Annotated in this window: 11 protein-coding genes and 2 pseudogenes; 9 read left to right on the top strand and 4 right to left on the bottom strand. The window is 74.7% G+C overall.

From position 1 onward, the window contains the following. Positions 1–66: 66 nt before the first annotated feature. The 3 genes from ACRWNP_RS22285 (at position 67) to ACRWNP_RS22275 (ending at position 7,327) form a co-directional block, all read left to right on the top strand. Positions 67–1,587 carry a hypothetical protein gene (locus ACRWNP_RS22285; protein WP_431964022.1) on the top strand — a complete coding sequence of 507 codons (1,521 nt, stop codon included), beginning with the start codon at positions 67–69 and terminating at the stop codon, positions 1,585–1,587. A 40-nt stretch (positions 1,588–1,627) separates the two neighbouring features. Then, entirely contained in the window at positions 1,628–2,509 is an 882-nt protein-coding gene (locus ACRWNP_RS22280) for a hypothetical protein (RefSeq protein WP_431964020.1), read from the top strand. Between the two features lie 87 nt (positions 2,510–2,596). Beyond that, on the top strand, positions 2,597–7,327 hold the full coding sequence (locus tag ACRWNP_RS22275) for a hypothetical protein (protein WP_431964018.1): 4,731 nt from the start codon (positions 2,597–2,599) through the stop codon (positions 7,325–7,327). 51 nt (positions 7,328–7,378) lie between these two features. Here ACRWNP_RS22275 and ACRWNP_RS22270 read toward each other — a convergent pair whose 3' ends face one another. Beyond that, complete coding sequence (locus tag ACRWNP_RS22270) at positions 7,379–7,819, bottom strand: hypothetical protein (protein WP_431964016.1); 441 nt, start codon at positions 7,817–7,819, stop codon at positions 7,379–7,381. Between the two features lie 325 nt (positions 7,820–8,144). Between ACRWNP_RS22270 and ACRWNP_RS22265 the strand changes: the two genes are divergently transcribed. The 4 genes from ACRWNP_RS22265 (at position 8,145) to ACRWNP_RS22250 (ending at position 12,411) form a co-directional block, all read left to right on the top strand. Continuing rightward, a complete protein-coding gene (locus ACRWNP_RS22265) occupies positions 8,145–10,718 on the top strand; it encodes a sensor histidine kinase (protein WP_431964014.1) in 2,574 nt (857 codons plus the stop codon). Then, positions 10,715–11,137 (top strand): roadblock/LC7 domain-containing protein, encoded by a 423-nt coding sequence (locus ACRWNP_RS22260; protein WP_431964012.1) that lies wholly within the window; start codon positions 10,715–10,717, stop codon positions 11,135–11,137. The genes ACRWNP_RS22265 and ACRWNP_RS22260 overlap by 4 nt, the downstream gene beginning before the upstream one ends. Before the next feature lie 10 nt (positions 11,138–11,147). Continuing rightward, a complete protein-coding gene (locus ACRWNP_RS22255) occupies positions 11,148–11,540 on the top strand; it encodes a DUF742 domain-containing protein (RefSeq protein ID WP_431964010.1) in 393 nt (130 codons plus the stop codon). 265 nt (positions 11,541–11,805) lie between these two features. Next, the gene (locus ACRWNP_RS22250) at positions 11,806–12,411 is read left to right on the top strand and encodes a GTP-binding protein (protein WP_431964008.1); all 606 of its coding nucleotides are present in this window, start codon (positions 11,806–11,808) and stop codon (positions 12,409–12,411) included. A 33-nt stretch (positions 12,412–12,444) separates the two neighbouring features. Here ACRWNP_RS22250 and glpK read toward each other — a convergent pair whose 3' ends face one another. The 3 genes and pseudogenes from glpK to ACRWNP_RS22235 form a co-directional block, all read right to left on the bottom strand. After that, positions 12,445–14,001 (bottom strand): glycerol kinase GlpK, encoded by a 1,557-nt coding sequence (glpK, locus tag ACRWNP_RS22245; RefSeq protein WP_431964006.1) that lies wholly within the window; start codon positions 13,999–14,001, stop codon positions 12,445–12,447. 7 nt (positions 14,002–14,008) lie between these two features. Then, a pseudogene (locus ACRWNP_RS22240) lies at positions 14,009–14,110 on the bottom strand (aquaporin family protein); the annotation flags it as partial. Positions 14,111–14,281: 171 nt separating this feature from the next. Next, a pseudogene (locus ACRWNP_RS22235) lies at positions 14,282–14,814 on the bottom strand (thiolase C-terminal domain-containing protein); the annotation flags it as partial. Positions 14,815–15,065: 251 nt separating this feature from the next. On the opposite strand from ACRWNP_RS22235, the gene ACRWNP_RS22230 reads away from it, so the two are divergent. Beyond that, positions 15,066–15,944, top strand: coding sequence for an NUDIX hydrolase (locus tag ACRWNP_RS22230; protein WP_431964004.1), 879 nt, complete (start codon positions 15,066–15,068; stop codon positions 15,942–15,944). Further along, positions 15,941–16,957, top strand: coding sequence for a molecular chaperone DnaJ (locus ACRWNP_RS22225; RefSeq protein WP_431964002.1), 1,017 nt, complete (start codon positions 15,941–15,943; stop codon positions 16,955–16,957). The genes ACRWNP_RS22230 and ACRWNP_RS22225 overlap by 4 nt, the downstream gene beginning before the upstream one ends. The last annotated feature ends 36 nt before the right edge of the window (positions 16,958–16,993 follow it).

The raw sequence follows: 16,993 nt of genomic DNA, 5'->3' as shown, positions 1-16,993 counted from the left end.
GGACCCGGCGCTGCCCGGACCGCGCCGTTTGGGCCGTTGTCGGTCCGAGCGCCTAGTCTGTGCGTCGTGACCACGACCGTTCCGCACCAGCTCAGCGGCGGTGTCCGGCCCGCGCCGGGACCGGCCGCGGACGAGGGCCTGGCCCGCCGGCTCAAGGCCCTGGCCTGCACCGCGCCGCTGCACGACCTGGACGCGCGCAAGGCCAACCTCGCGGGCGAGTACTCGGTGTACGCGATGGCCGAGGTCGCCCTGGCCGCCATCGACCTGGTCACGCTCAACATGGACTTCGACACCGGCGCCGACCACGACCAGATAATCTCCCGGCTGCTGCCCCGCATCGCCGCCCAGGCCCCCGGCCGTCCCGCCGCCGAGCACGAGCGGGTGGGCCGCTGGGTCCTGGAGAACCTGATCAACGTCGGCAGCGTCGACCGCGGTTTCCGCGCCGTCTACGGCACCTTCGGCGCCGACGGGACGTACGTGCGCCGCGACTACGACTTCAAGCTGATCGAGGAGGTCCCGGGCCGCGACGGCACCGTCTACCTGCGCACCACCGACGAGGCCGTCAACGTGCTCGTCGGCGCCCTGGACACCGACGTGACCAGTGCCCAGATCGCCGCCGAGGTCAAGCTGGAGGTGCTGATCAACCGGGGCCGCCTGGCCGACGCTCAGCTCGCCGCGGAACAGGCCCGCTACCGCACCGTGCAGTACGCAGAGACGCTGCGCCGCACCCTGGACGCCACGCGCCGCAACGTCCGGGCCGTCGACTGGGTCCGCGCCGTCCCCGACATGATCGCTGAGGCGCTCGACCACGTCGCCGACCGCTACCGGCACGAGAACGCCATCCTGACCAACATCCGCAAGGCCAGGGACGAGTCGGAGGACCCGGAGCACAAGCGCCGCGCCGCAGAGCTCGTCGACATCGTCAAGGACTGCATCCGACGCCACACCCAGCTGCAGTCCCGGCTGCTGGAAGCCGGGCCGATCTTCCGCGCCGAGCAGGACCGGCAGGCTTTCGCCGCGCCGCGCGGCGGCGCCCTCGTCGGCATGCTCGACCTGTACGGGCAACTGGTCGCGCCGGTCCTGCCGCTCCCGGTGGAGCAGGCCACCCGGGTCACCGACGCCTGGTTCGCCCGCGGCACGGGCCTGCGCACCCCGGCCTCGGTCCGCGTCACGGACCTCGTGGACGCCCTGCTCACCCCGCCGGTGGAGCGCGAGCACCTCGGCGCCGAGATGCCCGAGCCCGACCTCGTCGCCACCCCGGACGACAGCCGGTTCAGCGAGGAGCAGCTCGAGACCGCGCTGGAGCTCCTCGAACTGCCGCACGACGCCCCCCGCCGGCTGTCCGGGCTGCTCGCCGAGGCCCGCCGCCTCGACCCCGAACTGCCCTATCTGGTCGCCCTGCTGGCCGTGCACGCGGCCAGCCCGCCGGTGGGCACCGCCTACCGCCAGGGCGAGGAGCGGCTGCTGTTCGCCGTGGACGACGGCACCGAGCTGGACGACCCCGAGTTCGGCGGCGCCGACCTGATCGTGGGCACGGCCCGGCTGGACGCCGCCGGGATGGCCGCCGAGCGGTCCGAGGTGGCGTGACGATGAGCGAACCGACCATCCGTACCGAGGAGACAACCCCGTGAGCGACCACCGCGACGGCGAGAGCACACAGCCGCCCGCCGCGGCCCCCGGCCCGGCGGCCGTCACCCCTGGCGACGCCGCGGACGCCGCCCGCCTGGTCTCCTTCGGTCTCCAGCCGAAGCTGCTGCCCGCGCGCGACGCCGAGTACGCCGAGCTGATCCGCCGCTACCGCGAGGAGCCGCTGTTCTCGCGCCTGGCGGACGCCGTGGCCACCGGGCTCGGCCTGGTCGTGCTGGAGGTCTCGCCCCGGGCCGGCATGGCGCTGGCCGCCGGTGAGGACTCGGTCTTCGCCGTCCGCATGGGCGACTACTCGCGCCGCGCCGCCTCCGACGCGGGGGACCGCTTCCTTCACGGGCTCGCCCACCTCGCCACCGCCGCCATGGCCTTCCCACGTCCGGAGGACCTCGCCGACGACGCCTACATCGGCCGCGTCACCGTCAACGGCGTCGACGGCTTCCTGCGCCAGGCCTGCCGCAGGCTGGAGGCACGGGCCGAGGAGCAGGGCGAGAACACCGACCCGGCCAGCGACGCCCCCGGCCTGGAGGCCGCCTGGCGGGTCTACGTGCGCCGCAGCTCCACCGGCGCCACCAAGGACGCCCGGCGCCTGGCGGGCTCCACCACCGGCATCGTGGGCAAGGCCGTCTCCTTCCTCGTCGACTCCGGTTTCCTGCAGCGCACGGGCGACGAGTCGGGCGGCACCTACCGCACCACCGCCCGCTATCAGCTCCAGGTGCGCGACATGGCGGGCAGCGCCGCCATGGCCGAACTCCTCGACCTGGGCATCGTGCCCCGGGCCGGTGACTCGGCGGCGCTGATGCCGGCGGAGGAGGGCGAGGACCTCGGCCTCGTGGCCGGAGCCGGCCTGCCCTTCCATTCCTGAAGCCGCGGCCCGCACCGACACCCGCCCCCGGATCCTGCCGATCCACCCGCACCTGCCGACCACAGACCACCACGACGAGAGCCCCCCATGTACGAGCTGTCCCGGGTCCGCCTCTACTCCATCGGGCCTGCCGGTGCGCGCTACGCCGACACCGTGCTGGACCTGCGCGGAGTCGGCGAGCCCGTGCCGCAACCTGCCCCCGCCCAGGCGGAGTTCTTCGAGGACGAGCCGACGGGCCCGCCGCGCCGTCCGGCACCGGCCGGAGTGCTGTTCCTGGAGAACGGCGGCGGCAAGTCCGTCCTGCTCAAGCTGATCTTCTCGGTCATGCTGCCCGGACACCGCAACACCCTGGGCGGCGCCAGCTCCGGCGTGCTCCGCAAGTTCCTGCTGGCCGACGACTGCGGACACGTCGCCCTGGAGTGGCAGCACACGGTCACCGGCGAGCTGGTCGTCGTCGGCAAGGTCAGCGAGTGGCGCGGCCGCCAGGTCTCCTCCGACCCGCGCAAGTTCGCCGAGGCCTGGTACTCCTTCCGGCCCGGCCCGGGGCTCGGCCTGGACTCGCTGCCCGTGGCCGAGTCCACCGCCGTCCGGCCGTCCGCCGAGGGTGCCTCGGGCGCCCGCGGCCGCCGCCGCACCATGAAGGGCTTCCGCGACGCCCTGACCGACGCCGGGCGCTACTACCCGCACCTGGAGGTGATGTGGGAGGAGATCCACGACCGGTGGAACGAGCACCTCGGCGAGCTCGGCCTCGACCCCGAACTCTTCCGCTACCAGCGGGAGATGAACGCCGACGAAGGTGAGGCGGCCGGTCTCTTCGCGGTGAAGAAGGACTCCGACTTCACCGACCTCCTGCTGCGCGCGGTCACCGACACCCGGGACACCGACGGTCTCGCCGACCTCGTGCACGGCTTCGCCGGCAAACTGGGCCGCCGGGCCGAGCTCACCGCGGAGCGCGACTTCACCGCGGGCTCCCTCGAACTGCTCGGCCGCATCGTCGACACCACCGCCGCCCGGGATCAGGCACGCGGCGTCCACGCCCAGTCCGAGCGCCGCACCCGTGCCCTGGCCCGCAGGCTCTCCGCGCGCGCCCGCGAGGAGCGGGGCCGCGCCGCCGAACTGGCCCAGGAGACGGCCCGCGCCGCGCACACCGTCACCGACGCCGAGGCCGCCCGCGGCCGCAGCGCCCTCGTCGCCGCCGAACTCGCCTACCGGCACGCCTCGCTGGCCCTGGCCGCCGGCGAGAAGAGCGCCACCGCGCTGCGCCGCGAGCTCAACGACGCCCGTACGCTGCAGTCCGCCTGGCAGGCCGCGGAGATCGTGCTGCGGCACCGGGCCGCCGCCGACCGCCTGGCCCGGGTCACCGCCGCCATCCACGAGGCGGAACGCGACGCCGCACCGGCCCTCGCGGCCCGTACGAAGGCCGCGGGCGACCTCGTCCGTGCCCTGCGGGCCGCCGCGGACACCGCCGACGAGCGGGCGGACGCGGAGGAGGAGCGCTCCGCGGGACTCCAGGCCCGGTCCGAGGCGGCGCACCGCGACGCCACCGCCGCCGCGACGCAGGCGCAGCGCGCCCGCAGCGAGTCCGGGCACCTGGTGCAGCGGCTGGCGGAGGTGGAGCAGGAGACCGCGGAGGCGGTCCGGGCCGGCTGGCTGGACGACTCCGCCCCCGACGCCGACCCCGCCCGCGCCGCACTGGAGGCCTCCGACGCCGAGAAGGCCGCCTCGACCGCGGCGGAGGCCGCCCGTGACGCCGCCCGCCGGGCCGGTGACCGGGCCCGGGAGGCCGCGGCCGCCGACGCGCGTGCCGAGTTGTCCGCCGCCCGCGCGGCCGACGCCCTCGCCGCGGCCGAGGCAGCCCACGCCGCCGAGTCACGCGTCGCGGACGCCCTCGCGGCCGAGCCCCGCCTCGCCGAACTGCTGAGCCTGCCGCCCGCACAGGCTCCCCGGACCGTCCTGGCGGCCGGCACCGCGGAAGACGCGGCGGAAGACACCGCCGGGGACCGTGGCCCCGCCGTCCCCGCCCAGGCCTCCGCGGCCCGGCGCGGCGCACCCGCGGCCGGACGGCGTCCCGCCGGGCAGGGCCCGCTGACCGCGGCCGAGCTCGACACCTTCGCGGAGTCGCTGCAGGAGATGCTGGACGGGGCGGTGGCCTCCGCCGAGCGGCAGCTGTTCGACCTGCGCACCGCCGCCGCCGACGACGCCCGCATCCTGGCCGCGCTCGGCGACGGCGGGCTGCTGCCGCCGGGCCCCGACGTCCTGGCCACCGTCGAGTACCTGGGCGAGCACGGCATCCCCGCCCTCCCCGGCTGGCGGTACCTCGCCCAGGCCGTCGCCCCGGCAGACCACGCCGCCGTGCTCGCCGCGCGCCCGGAGCTGGTGGACGGCGTGGTCGTCACCGACCCGCAGAGCTACCTACGGGCCCGCGAGGTGCTGGCGCAGGCGGCCCTGCTGCCGCGGTCGACCGTCACGGTCGGCACGGCGGCGGCGCTGCTCGCCCCGCCGCCCCCGGCGGGCACCGAGCCCGAGCTCTTCCTCGTCCCGCCCAACCCCGCCATGCACGACGAACTGGCCGCCGACGGCGAGCGGCAGGAGCTGCGCGCCCGTGCGACCGCCCGCGAGGAGGACATCCGCGGCCTCGCCGCCCGTCTGGCCGCGGATCGCACGTTGGCCGCCCGGCTCTCCTCCTGGCGATCCGGCTGCCCGAGCGGCCGGCTCGCCGAACTCGCCGCGGCAGTGGAGGCCGCCCGGGAGACCGCGGCCGCCGCCCGAGAGGAACTGGCCGAGGCACGCTCCGTACGGATGGAGGCCGAGGAGGCCGCAGCCGAGGCGACCGCCCTGCGTGACGAGCGCCAGGAAGTGGCGCAGCAGGCCCGGCGGGCCGCCGACGCGCTCGCCGGTCTCGCCTTCCGGCTGCGCGAGCGGGCCAACTGGCAGCGCAGGACGAGGGAACTGGCCGAGGACGCCGCGGAGGCCGAGACCCGCGCCGAGGCGTGCCTGACCCTGGCCCGTGCCGCCGACGAGGACCGCCGGGCCGCCCAGCGCGCGGCGGACGACGCGCGCCGCACCGCGCGTGTGCTCCGCGCCGAGCGCTCGGAGATCACCGGCGCCCCCGACGAGGCCCTCGAGGACGAGGACGGCGCCGGGGAGCCGGCCGGCTCGCTGCCCGCCCTGCGCGAGGCCTACCGCGCCGCCTCCCAGGTGTACGAGAAGGTGGGCGTCGGCGCCGACCTGCGGGCCGAGCAGGCCCGCGCAGAGAGCACCGAGCAGTCCGCGCTCGCCGAACTGGAGCGCCTCACCAACAAGGTGCGCACCCGGGCCGGCCGGCTGCTGGAGGGCCCGGACGGCGCCGACGGACCCGCCCGGCAGGCCGCGGCCGCTCGCGCCGAACAGCTGGTGGCGACCCTCGACTCCCGCGCCTCCGCGGCCAGCGAGCAGCTCGGCCGGCTGCGCGGCGAGGCCGAGCGGCACGCCCCGGCGGACGGCGAGGCGCACACCGAGCTCCCCGAGGAGCTGCTGCCCCGCGATGCCGAGCACGCCCAGGAGCTGCTGCGCGGCGCCAACGGCGAACTGGCCGCCCGGACCGAGGCGCTGGGCCACGCCCGGGACGTCCACGGCGACCTGGTCCGCGCGCACCGCGCTGCCGAGGACGCGGCGACCGGCTTCGACGAACTCGCGGCGCTGCTGCGGGACCTGCTCCGCGACGGCGATCGGCAGCCCGAGGACGGCGAGGAGGAGCCCGAGCCGCACTCCGGCTCCCTGGAGGAGGCCAGGTCCGCCGTCGCCGAGGCCCGCCGCAGCCTGCGCGGCTGCGCTGCCGACCTGTCGGCGGCCGAGTCGCAGCTGCGCGAGTCCTGCGACGTCCTCGTACGGCACGCCAACGCGACCCGCTACGAGCAGGTGCGCACCCCGGCCCGCCAGCAGATCCGCGAACTGCCCGGCTCCGCGCTGCCCGAGCACGCGGCGGCCTGGCACGCCGCCTTCGCGCCGCGGCTGCGCGTCCTGACCGACGAGCTGGAGCAACTGGAGCGCAACCGCGACAGCATCGTGGACCGGCTGCGAGGCATGGTGGAGTCCTCGCTGGCCACCCTGCGGTCCGCGCAGCGGCTGTCCCGGCTGCCGGAGGGCCTGGGAGAGTGGTCGGGACAGGAGTTCCTGCGGATCCGTTTCGACGACCCGGACCACGCGGCGCTCAACGAGCGGCTCGGCGCCGTGATCGACGAGGCGACGCGGGCGGCCGTCCGCAAGAATTCCGACCTGCGCCGGGACGGCATGTCGTTGCTGCTGCGCGGGGTCGCGGCCGCCCTCGAACCCGAGGGCGTGGCCGTGGAGATCCTCAAACCGGACGCCGTGCTGCGCGCCGAGCGCGTCCCCGTCGGGCAGATGGGCGACGTCTTCTCCGGCGGCCAGCTGCTCACCGCCGCCATCGCGCTGTACTGCACGATGGCCGCGCTGCGCAGCAACGACCGTGGCAGGGACCGGCACCGGCACGCGGGCACGCTCTTCCTCGACAACCCGATCGGCCGCGCCAACGCCACCTATCTGCTGGAGCTGCAGCGCGCGGTCGCCGACGCGCTGGGCGTCCAGCTGATCTACACCACGGGTCTGTTCGACACCACGGCGCTCGCCGAGTTCCCGCTGGTCGTACGGCTGCGCAACGACGCGGATCTGCGTGCGGGCCTGAAGTACATCAGCGTCGAGGAGCACCTGCGGCCCGGACTCCCCGTCCGGGACCCGGAGTCCGAGCCGGTGCACGGCGAGATCACGGCGACGCGGATGTTCCGCCGCCCTGCGGAGCAGCCGGCCCCGCAGGGCGGCTGACCCCCGGCTGATCCGCCTCCAGGGCCGTCCGGGCCCTGGAGGCGGCGCCGGTCAGGCGGTACGGGCGTCGGTGCCCGGCAGGTGCCGGCGGCGGGCGGCGCCGCGGGCCGCGGCCCGGGCCCGCCGTCGTTCCCGCCGGCGCTCGCGGCGCAGCCTGCGGGCCGCGCTGCTCGGACTGGACACCACGCCGTTGCGCTGGTTCCAGACCTGGCGGGTGATCCACACGTCCAGCACCGCCCAGGTGGCGACGACGGCGAAGGCTATGGCGGTGAGCGTCGCCGGCGCCGCGAGCCAGGACTTCCCGGCCGCCCCCAGCATGGCGATCACCGCGGCGATCAATGTCAGCGAGACGACGAGCCCGGCCCGCACGGCCGCCCGGCGCACCGGGTCGGGCATGCGCGGTCGTCCCATGGGCTCCTCGACCCACAACGGCCGCCGGGTCCTGCGCGGCGGAATGTCGCGATCCAGTGCGTCCTCTACAAGGTCGTCCATGAAATCCGCTCCCCTGCGGGATACCGGTGATGCGGCGCCGGATCCCCGATGTCCGACTCCAGAGTGGCTGCCCGGTTTCCGCCGATGAATGCCCTCCGCATTCCGGAGCGCCCCTCCCCTCCTGTTCTTACGACGGAGAGGCCCCGCGGGTTCCCTGTGCGGTGCATTTCGGCCAGCCGTGCCGGCTGTTCATTCGCACGAATCGGGTCGTCCCGGGGCAAGGGCGGAAGGAGGGCTTTCGGATTGGTCATCGGGCAGTAGTAGGCTCGCGCCGTTTGCAGTCGGAACACGACAGCCCTTGACCGGGTTTGACGTTGGGGAGGCCATGCGCTTTCGCGGTACGACGATCCGGCGGAAGATCGTGGCACTGCTGCTCATTCCGCTGGTGTCCCTCACGGCCATCTGGGCCTTCGCCGCGACCTTGACCGGGCGTCAGGTCTGGGGCCTCTTCGGCATCGAGCAGACCGTCAACGCACTCGGGTACCCGGTCGAGGACAGCATCCAGGCGCTCCAGCAGGAACGCCGTTCCGCCATGCTCTACTTGGCCGATCCTCGACGGTCCGACGCTCGTGGCACCCTGCTGGCCCGGGAGCGCGAGACGGACAAGGTGATCGCGCGGCTGCGCGGCAACGCGGCCTCCGGCGCCAACCGGGAACGGCTGGCCCCCGACGCGCTGCGCCGGCTCGACCTGGTCGTCCGCGGGTTCGGCGGCCTGGAGACGCTGCGCGGCAAGGTCGGCAAGGGCGCCATCAGCCGCAACGACGCCTTCGGCGCGTACAGCGGCCTCTTCGATCCGGCCTACGCGTTCCTGGACTCGCTGAACCCGCTCAACAATGTCGCCATCGACAAGCAGGGCCGCGCCCTCATCCAGGTCACCCGGGCCCGTGAGGCGATCAGCCAGGAGGACGCCCTCATGGTGGCGGCCATCGCGGCGGGCCGCATGAGTGCCCCCGAGATGCGCTCCTTCACCTTCGCCGTCGCCGAGCAGCGTGCCTACTACGCCGACAACCTCCACCTGCTGACCGACGACGAGCGCGCGATCTACGACGCCTACTGGGCAGGGCCCTCCGGCCGCGCCCTGCGCGCCGCCGAGGACGCGGTCATCTCCGCCGGCGCGTCCGGCGCCCCCCGGGCCGCCGACCGTGTGTCCTGGCAGACCACGGCCACCACAGCGCTGACCGACCTCGACCGCATGGGCGTCGAGGCCGGCGACCTGCACAAGAAGCGCGCCGAACCGATCGGCATGCGGCTGGTCGCCGTCGCCGCGGTCGCCGGTGGCCTCGGCCTGGTCGCGGTCGCCGCCTCCGTCATCGTCTCCATACGCATCGGCCGCAGCCTGATCCGCGACCTGTCCCGGCTCCGCAAGGAGGCGCAGGAGGTCTCCGGCACCCGCCTGCCGCGCGTCATGCGCCGTCTCGCCGCGGGCGAGGAGGTCGACGTCGAGACCGAGGCGCCGCGGCTGGACTACCCCGACGACGAGGTCGGCCAGGTCGGCAAGGCCGTCAACACCCTGCAACGGGCGGCCGTCGAGGCCGCCGTGCGCCAGGCCGAGATGCGCCGCGGCGTCTCCGAGGTCTTCGTGAACCTCGCCCGCCGCAGCCAGGTGCTGCTGCACCGCCAGCTCACCCTGCTGGACACCATGGAGCGGCGCACCGAGGACCCGCAGGAACTCGCCGACCTCTTCCGCCTCGACCACATGACCACCCGCATGCGCCGCCACGCCGAGGGCCTGGTGATCCTCTCCGGCGCCGTGCCGTCCCGGCAGTGGCGCAAGCCGGTGCAGCTGATGGACGTGGTTCGGGCGGCCGTCGCCGAGGTCGAGGACTACGAGCGGGTCGACGTGCGCCGGCTGCCGCGGCTCGCCGTCGCCGGCCACGCCGTCGCCGACCTCACCCACCTCATCGCCGAACTCATCGAGAACGCCACCGTTTTCTCGCCCCCGCACACGAGCGTCCAGGTGCACGGCGAGTCCGTCGCCAACGGCTTCGTCCTGGAGATCGACGACCGCGGCCTCGGTCTCACCCCCGACGCCATGCTGGAGGCCAACCTCCGCCTCACCGAGACCCCCGAGTTCGAGCTCTCCGACACCGACCGGCTCGGCCTGTTCGTCGTCAGCCGGCTCGCCCAGCGTCAGGGCGTCCGCGTCTCGCTGCGCCAGTCCCCGTACGGCGGCACCACGGCCGTGGTGCTCGTCCCGGCGTCGTTGTTCGACGAGTCCGGCGAGGACCAGCCGGAGGTGCCCCAGGGCGAGGCCGCCGCAAAGACCGCCGCCGCGGAGACAGGAGCGCCGTCCGAGCGGGACGAGCCGCGGGTCGCACCCATGCCGGCCGCCACCGAGCACAGCTTCCGCCAGTGGGGCCTGGTCCCGGAGCCGGACGACGAGCCGCGCGAGCACCGGCCGCACCTCCCCGCGACCGAAGGGAAGCCGGCGCCGGCGGCCGCACGCGACGCCGCACCGGGCGACGCGCCCACGATCCTGCCGCGCCGCCGCCGCACCCCGGTCCTGGTCGCCGAGAACGGCCGCCCGGTCGGCGAGGCGCCCCCGCCCGCCGAGCCCGCACCGGGGGAGGAGCCCGGACCCGCCGCCGGACTGCCTCGGCGGGTCCGCCAGGCCAGCCTCGCCCCGCAGCTGCGCAGCGACTCCACCACCACCCGGACACGCACCGCCGCCACCGGCGGCGCGGACGGCGACGGCGGGGACGAGCGCTCGCCCGAGGAGGTGCGCGACCGCATGGCCTCACTGCAGCGCGGATGGCTGCGCGGCCGCGCGGACACCGCCGACGACCTCGGCACCGACGGCACCGACGACGTCCGCCCCGCCGACCGCCCGGGAACCGACCCGGCGGAGCGAGCGGGCGGCAGCACAACCGGATCCACCACGGAGGGGAACGGTCCATGACCGCACCATCGAGCCCGACCCGCGAGCTCAGCTGGCTTCTCGACGAACTGGTCGGCCGCGTGGCCAGCATCCGCAAGGCGCTGGTGCTCTCCAGCGACGGCCTGGCCACCGGCGCGTCCGAGGGCCTCACCCGTGAGGACGCCGAGCACCTCGCCGCCGTCGCCTCCGGCTTCCACAGCCTCGCCAAGGGCGTCGGACGGCACTTCGAGGCCGGCAAGGTCCGGCAGACCCTCGTGGAGCTGGACGAGGCCTTCCTGTTCGTCACCGCCGCGGGTGACGGCAGCTGCCTGGCCGTGCTCGCCGACGCCGACTCCGACGTCGGTCAGGTCGCCTACGAGATGGCGCTGCTGGTGAAGCGGGTGGGCGTGCACCTCGCGACCGCCCCGCGCACCGACGACGACGCGCCGCAGGCGGTGTGACGGGAACGTCATGACTTCCGAAGCGGACCGCTGGTACGACGACGACGCCGGGCCCGTGGTGCGGCCCTACGCCATGACGCGCGGCCGTACCAGCCACGCCGCGGAAGCCCGGCTCGACCTGATCGCCCTGGTCGTCGCCGAGTCCCGCACCGCGGACGACGACGCGGACGTCGACCGCACCCTGTCGCCCGAGCACCTCGACATCGTCGAGCTGTGCCAGGAGCAGCCGATGTCGGTCGCCGAGCTGGCGGCCGACCTCGACCTGCCCGTGGGCGTCGTCAGGGTGCTCATCGGCGACGTCCTGGAGGCCGGGCTGGTCCACGTCACCCGGCCCGTCCCGCCGGCGGAGCTGCCCGACGCGGGGCTGCTCCGCGACGTGATCGACGGCCTGCGCGCGCTGTGAACCCGCCCGGGAGCCCCGCGGGCACCGTCACGCCGGTGCCGCCGGGCTCCCGGGCCCGGACCGAGGGGCCGCCACGAGGGGCCGCCACGAGGGGCGCCGCGCGACCGCCGGGTGGGGCCGCTGACGGGTAACGGCCCGTGGACCACTGCCAATTGCCCGCTCGCATCGTAGTAATGTTCCACTGCCACAGCTGATCCCGCGACGCAGTCCCTAGGACCCAGGATGCCTCTGACCTGTGTAAACGGCACGACCGGAGGAGTGAGTCATGGCCTTCGGACGCTCTGAACGCCGTCCTTCCCCCGTCGAGCCCGTCACGCTGAAGATCCTGGTGGCGGGCGGCTTCGGCGTGGGTAAGACCACGCTTGTCGGCGCGGTCAGCGAGATCCGTCCGCTGCGCACCGAGGAGACGCTCAGCGAGGCCGGGCGGCCCGTCGACGACACCGCGGGCGTCGAGGCCAAGCGCACCACCACCGTGGCCATGGACTTCGGCCGGATCACCCTCCGCGACGACCTGGTGCTCTACCTGTTCGGCACGCCGGGCCAGGACCGCTTCTGGTTCCTGTGGGACGAGCTGGCGCAAGGTGCCCTGGGTGCGGTCGTCCTCGCGGACACCCGGCGCCTGGAGGACTGCTTCTCCGCGGTCGACTATTTCGAGCGCCGCGGCATCCCCTTCGCCGTGGCCGTCAACATCTTCGACGGGGCCGAGCGGCACCCGGCCGAGACGGTGCGCGACGCGCTCGACCTCGACCCCGAGGTGCCGCTGGTGATGTGCGACGCGCGGGACCGCGCCTCGGCGAAGAAGGTGCTGATCACCGTGGTCGAGCACGCGGCCCAGGTGGCCGGCGACCGCCGGGCGGCCGCCGCCAACTGAGCCGCGCGCCGCGGGCGCGGGCGGGGCGGGCCGTCAGTTCCCGTCCGCCGGCGCGGGGTCCTCGTCCTCCTCGTCGTCCTGCCAGCCGAAGCTCCGCTCGACCGCCTTCTTCCAGCGGCGGTACTCCTTCTCACGGGTCTTCTCGTCCATCCGCGGCTGCCACTCGGCGTCCTTGCGCCAGTGCGCCCTGAGCGTGTCCAGCCCGTCCCACACGCCGGTGGCGAGCCCCGCGGCGTAGGCCGCGCCCAGGGCCGTGGTCTCCGAGATCCGGGGCCGCACCACGGGCACGCCCAGCACGTCCGCCTGGTGCTGCATCAGCAGGTTGTTGGCCGTCATGCCACCGTCGACCTTGAGCCCGGTGATGTGCACGCCGGAGTCCTGGTACATCGCGTCGACGACCTCGCGGGTCTGCCAACTGGTCGCCTCCAGCACCGCCCGCGCCAGGTGGGCCTTGGTGACGTACCGGGTGAGGCCGGTGATCACGCCGCGCGCGTCGGAGCGCCAGTACGGGGCGAAGAGCCCGGAGAAGGCGGGGACGATGTACGCGCCGCCGTTGTCCGGGACGCTCGCCGCCAGGGCCTCGATCTCGTCCGTCGCGCTGATGATGCCGAGGCTGTCGCGGAACCACTGCACCAGGGCGCCCGTGACGGCGATCGACCCCTCCAGGCAGTAGACCGGCGCTTCCCCGCCCAGCCGGTAGCCCACCGTGGTCAGCAGGCCGTTCTTCGACGGCACGGGCCGGTTCCCGGTGTTGAGCAGCAGGAAGCTGCCCGTTCCGTACGTGTTCTTGGCGTCGCCCGTCCCGTAGCAGGCCTGGCCGAAGACCGCGGCCTGCTGGTCGCCGAGGGCCGAGGCCACGGGCACGCCGCCCAGCTGGCCGACAGCCGTGCCGTACACCTCGGCGGAGGAGCGGATCTGCGGGAGGAGCGCCTCGGGGACGTTCATCGCGGCGAGGATCGCCCGGTCCCACTCCAGCGACTCCAGGTTCATCAGCATCGTACGGCTCGCGTTGGTGACGTCCGTGACGTGCACGCCGCCCTCGGTCCCGCCCGTCAGGTTCCAGATCAGCCAGGAGTCGATGGTGCCGAAGGCGATCTCGCCGTTCTCCGCGCGGCGGCGCAGCCCCGGCACGTTGTCCAGCAGCCAGGCCGCCTTGGGGCCGGAGAAGTAGCTGGCCAGTGGCAGGCCGGTGGACTCGCGGAAGCGGTCCTGGCCGTCCTGGCCGCCGAGCCGGTCGCACAGCGCGGCGGTACGGGTGTCCTGCCAGACGATCGCGTTGTGCACCGGGCGGCCGGTGGTGCGGTCCCACAGCACGGTCGTCTCGCGCTGGTTGGTGATGCCGAGCGCGCTGAGCTGATCCGCGCGCAGCCGGGCCTTGGCGAGCGCGCCCGCCACCACGGCCTGCACCTTGGCCCAGATCTCGGTGGCGTCGTGCTCCACCCAGCCCGGCTTGGGGAAGATCTGGCGGTGCTCGCGCTGGTCCAGCGCCACGATCGACCCGTCGGAGTCGAAGATGATGCAGCGGCTGGAGGTAGTTCCCTGGTCGACGGCGGCCACGTATCGGGTCGCCGTGCCGGACGTATCGGTCATGACCGCCTCACTTGAACGCGACGTTGTAGATGAGACCGGACAGGGCCCCGCCGATCAGCGGACCGGCCACCGGGATCCAGGCGTACGCCCAGTCGGAGGTGCCCTTTGACGTCTCCGTTGGAATACATGACGGCTCCTTCGCGCAAGCGCACGTGTCGGGCATGCGCCGCCAGGGAAAAGCGCACGCGGACGCGGGTACGGAGGTCCCTCCTCCCGACCGGCCTCCGCGCCACCCGGAAGTGTTGTCCCGGGGTGATGGAGCGTCAAGGTATCGGACAGATCACCTGATTACGACCACCGACGAGCCGTGCCCGGACAGGGCCTGGTTCGCCGTCACCCCCACGCGGGCCCCGCTCACCTGCCGGGGGCCCGGCAGGCCGCGCCACCGCCAGTTGAGCTCGCACGCATGGGCGAGCGCCTGGGCGGGCGCGGCCTCCCCGAAGGAGGAGGGCAGGCCCCCGCTGGGATCGACCGGAATCCCCCCGGGCGACGTGGCCCCGTCGCGCAGCGGCTCCACCGCCCCGCCCGGCGGGCACAGGCCCAGGTCCTCGTACCAGTCCGGTTCCAGTGCGGTCGACAGGTCGTACACCTCCGCCCGGTCCAGGTCCCCCGGACCGATGCCGGCCTCCTCGTACGCGGCGCGGACGACCGGACGCCGGGAAGCCGGTGGAGGCCTCGCGGTGGGCTGGCGGCGGTCGATGAGTCGGTGGCGCTGCCGGGGAGGTCGGGCACCGTGCTGATGGACCGCGCGATGGTGGAGACGGCGCGGATCCGCACCGGATCGGCCGTCGCGCGGAGCCGGGCGAAGCGCAGACGGCAGCAGCGGCACCGGTGCCGAGCAACCGGAAGTCCCCGTCCGCCGTGTCCTGCGTGAACCGGCGCGCCGGCACGGGTCTCCGTGACCGTGCCATGCCCGTCCCTTCCTCCGATCTGACGGCTCGTCAGCGGCGGCCCACGGGCCGGCCGGCGGCGAAACGCTGTGGACGGTGTCGGTGCCGGCTGCTAGGTTTTTCTCGAAACGAGAAATACTCGAAGTGAGAACAACTGGGCAGGGGTGGCGCACGATGGCAGACCGGCAGGGCGAGGACGCGTTCCTCGCCGCTTACGACCCGCGCGCCTTCGAGCCCATCGCCGTGACCGTCGACGTCGTCGCGCTGACGCTGCGTCAAGGTGGCCTTCACGTCCTGCTGGTGCGCCGTGGCGGCCCGCCCTACGAGGGTGCCTGGGCGCTGCCCGGCGGTTTCGTCCACGCCGGCCACGAGTCCCTGGACGAGGCGGCGGCCCGCGAACTGGCCGAGGAAACCGGGCTCGACGCGGCACGCGGCCTCGGCCGCGTCCACCTCGAACAGCTCGGCTCCTATGGCCGTCCCGACCGGGACCCGCGCATGCACGTCGTCTCCGTCGCCTACCTCGCCTTCGCCCCGGACCTGCCCGAGGCGCGGGCCGGCAGCGACGCCGCGGCGGCCGAGTGGGTCCCCGTCGGGGCCCTGGCACCGCAGGGGAACCCGGACGCCGTCACCGCGCGTCCCAAGGAGCAGGACCGGCCGGCCGGGATCCACGGGGGTGGTTCCGGCCGCCGGTCCGGCCAGACGCCAGGCATCAGCGCCGACCTCGCCTTCGACCACGGCACGATCCTTGCCGAAGGACTCGACCGGGCCCGCGCCAAGATCGAGTACACCCCCCTGGCCACCGCCTTCCTCGGCGAGGAGTTCACCATCACCGAGCTCCGCTCGGTCTACGAGGCGGTCTGGGGCCGCACGCTGCACGCCGGGAACTTCCACCGCAAGGTGCTGTCGGTGCCGGGCTTCGTCGAGTCCACCGGCACCACCGTCGGCCGCGGCGGCTCCAAGGGCGGCCCCAGGGCCCGGCTCTACCGCGCCGGCGACGCCCGCCTCCTGCACCCCGCACTGCTCCGCCCCGACCGTGAGGACAGTGTCCGATGACCGCCACGACGCGATCCGCGTCCGCATACCGCGTCCGCACCTTCGACGGCGCCCTGGCCGCCCTCGGCCGGCCCTTCCCGGCCGACGCCGGTGAGGCCGCCCGGCACTACCGCCGGCTGGCCCGGCTGCTCCACCCCGACACCGCCCCGCCCGGCCGCGCGGACGAGGCCGCGGCCGCCTTCGTCCGCCTCACCGCCCTGTGGCGGCCGCACACGGGCGACGGTCCGGCCCTCACCACCGCCCGCGGTGTGTACCGGCTGGGGCCCGTCCTCGCCGAGGGCGACCTCGCCGTGCTGCGCGCCGCCGGCCCCGGCACCGTACTGAAGATCCCGCGGCGGCCCGTCGACAACGACCTGATGGAGCGGGAAGCCCGCGCCCTCACCCGGCTGCACACCGTCGCCGACGCCCGGCACCGCGCCTACGCGCCCCGCCTGACGGAGTCCTTCCGCCACCGCGGCCCCGACGGCACCGAACGCCGTGTCAACGCGCTCCAGCGGCTGCGCGGTTTCCACACCCTCGCCGAGGTCCACGCCCTCCACCCCGGCGGCCTCGACCCGCGCGACGCCGCCTGGATGTGGCGCCGCCTGCTGGCCGCCCTCGGCTGGGCGCACCGCGCCGGCGTCGTCCACGGCGCCGTGCTGCCCGAACACGTCCTCATCCACCCCGCACAGCACGGCCTCGTTCTGGTCGACTGGTGCTACTCCACCGACCGCGGCGCGACCGTCCCCGCCCTCGTGGAGCGGCACCGCCCCCTCTACCCGCCCGAGGTCACCGGCCGGCGCCCCGCCACCGAGGCCACCGACATCCACCTCGCCTCGCGCTGCGTCGGGCAGCTGATGGGGGACCGCGCGCCACGCCCGCTGAGCGCCTTCCTCCGCGGCTGCACGCTCCCGTCCGGGTCCCGACGCCCGCACGACGCGTGGCGGCTGCTCGCGGAGCTCGACGACGTCCTGGAACGCCTCTACGGCCCGCGCACCTTCCGCCCGTTCACCATGCCGGGCACCGACACCTGACACCGCACACCCGACACCCGAAACACCCGACACCAA

The organism is Actinacidiphila sp. bgisy160, assembly GCF_965342435.1.
GTDB lineage: Bacteria > Actinomycetota > Actinomycetes > Streptomycetales > Streptomycetaceae > Actinacidiphila.
The sequence above is the reverse complement of the archived record's forward strand: the minus strand, read 5'-3'. Positions and strand labels throughout refer to the sequence as shown.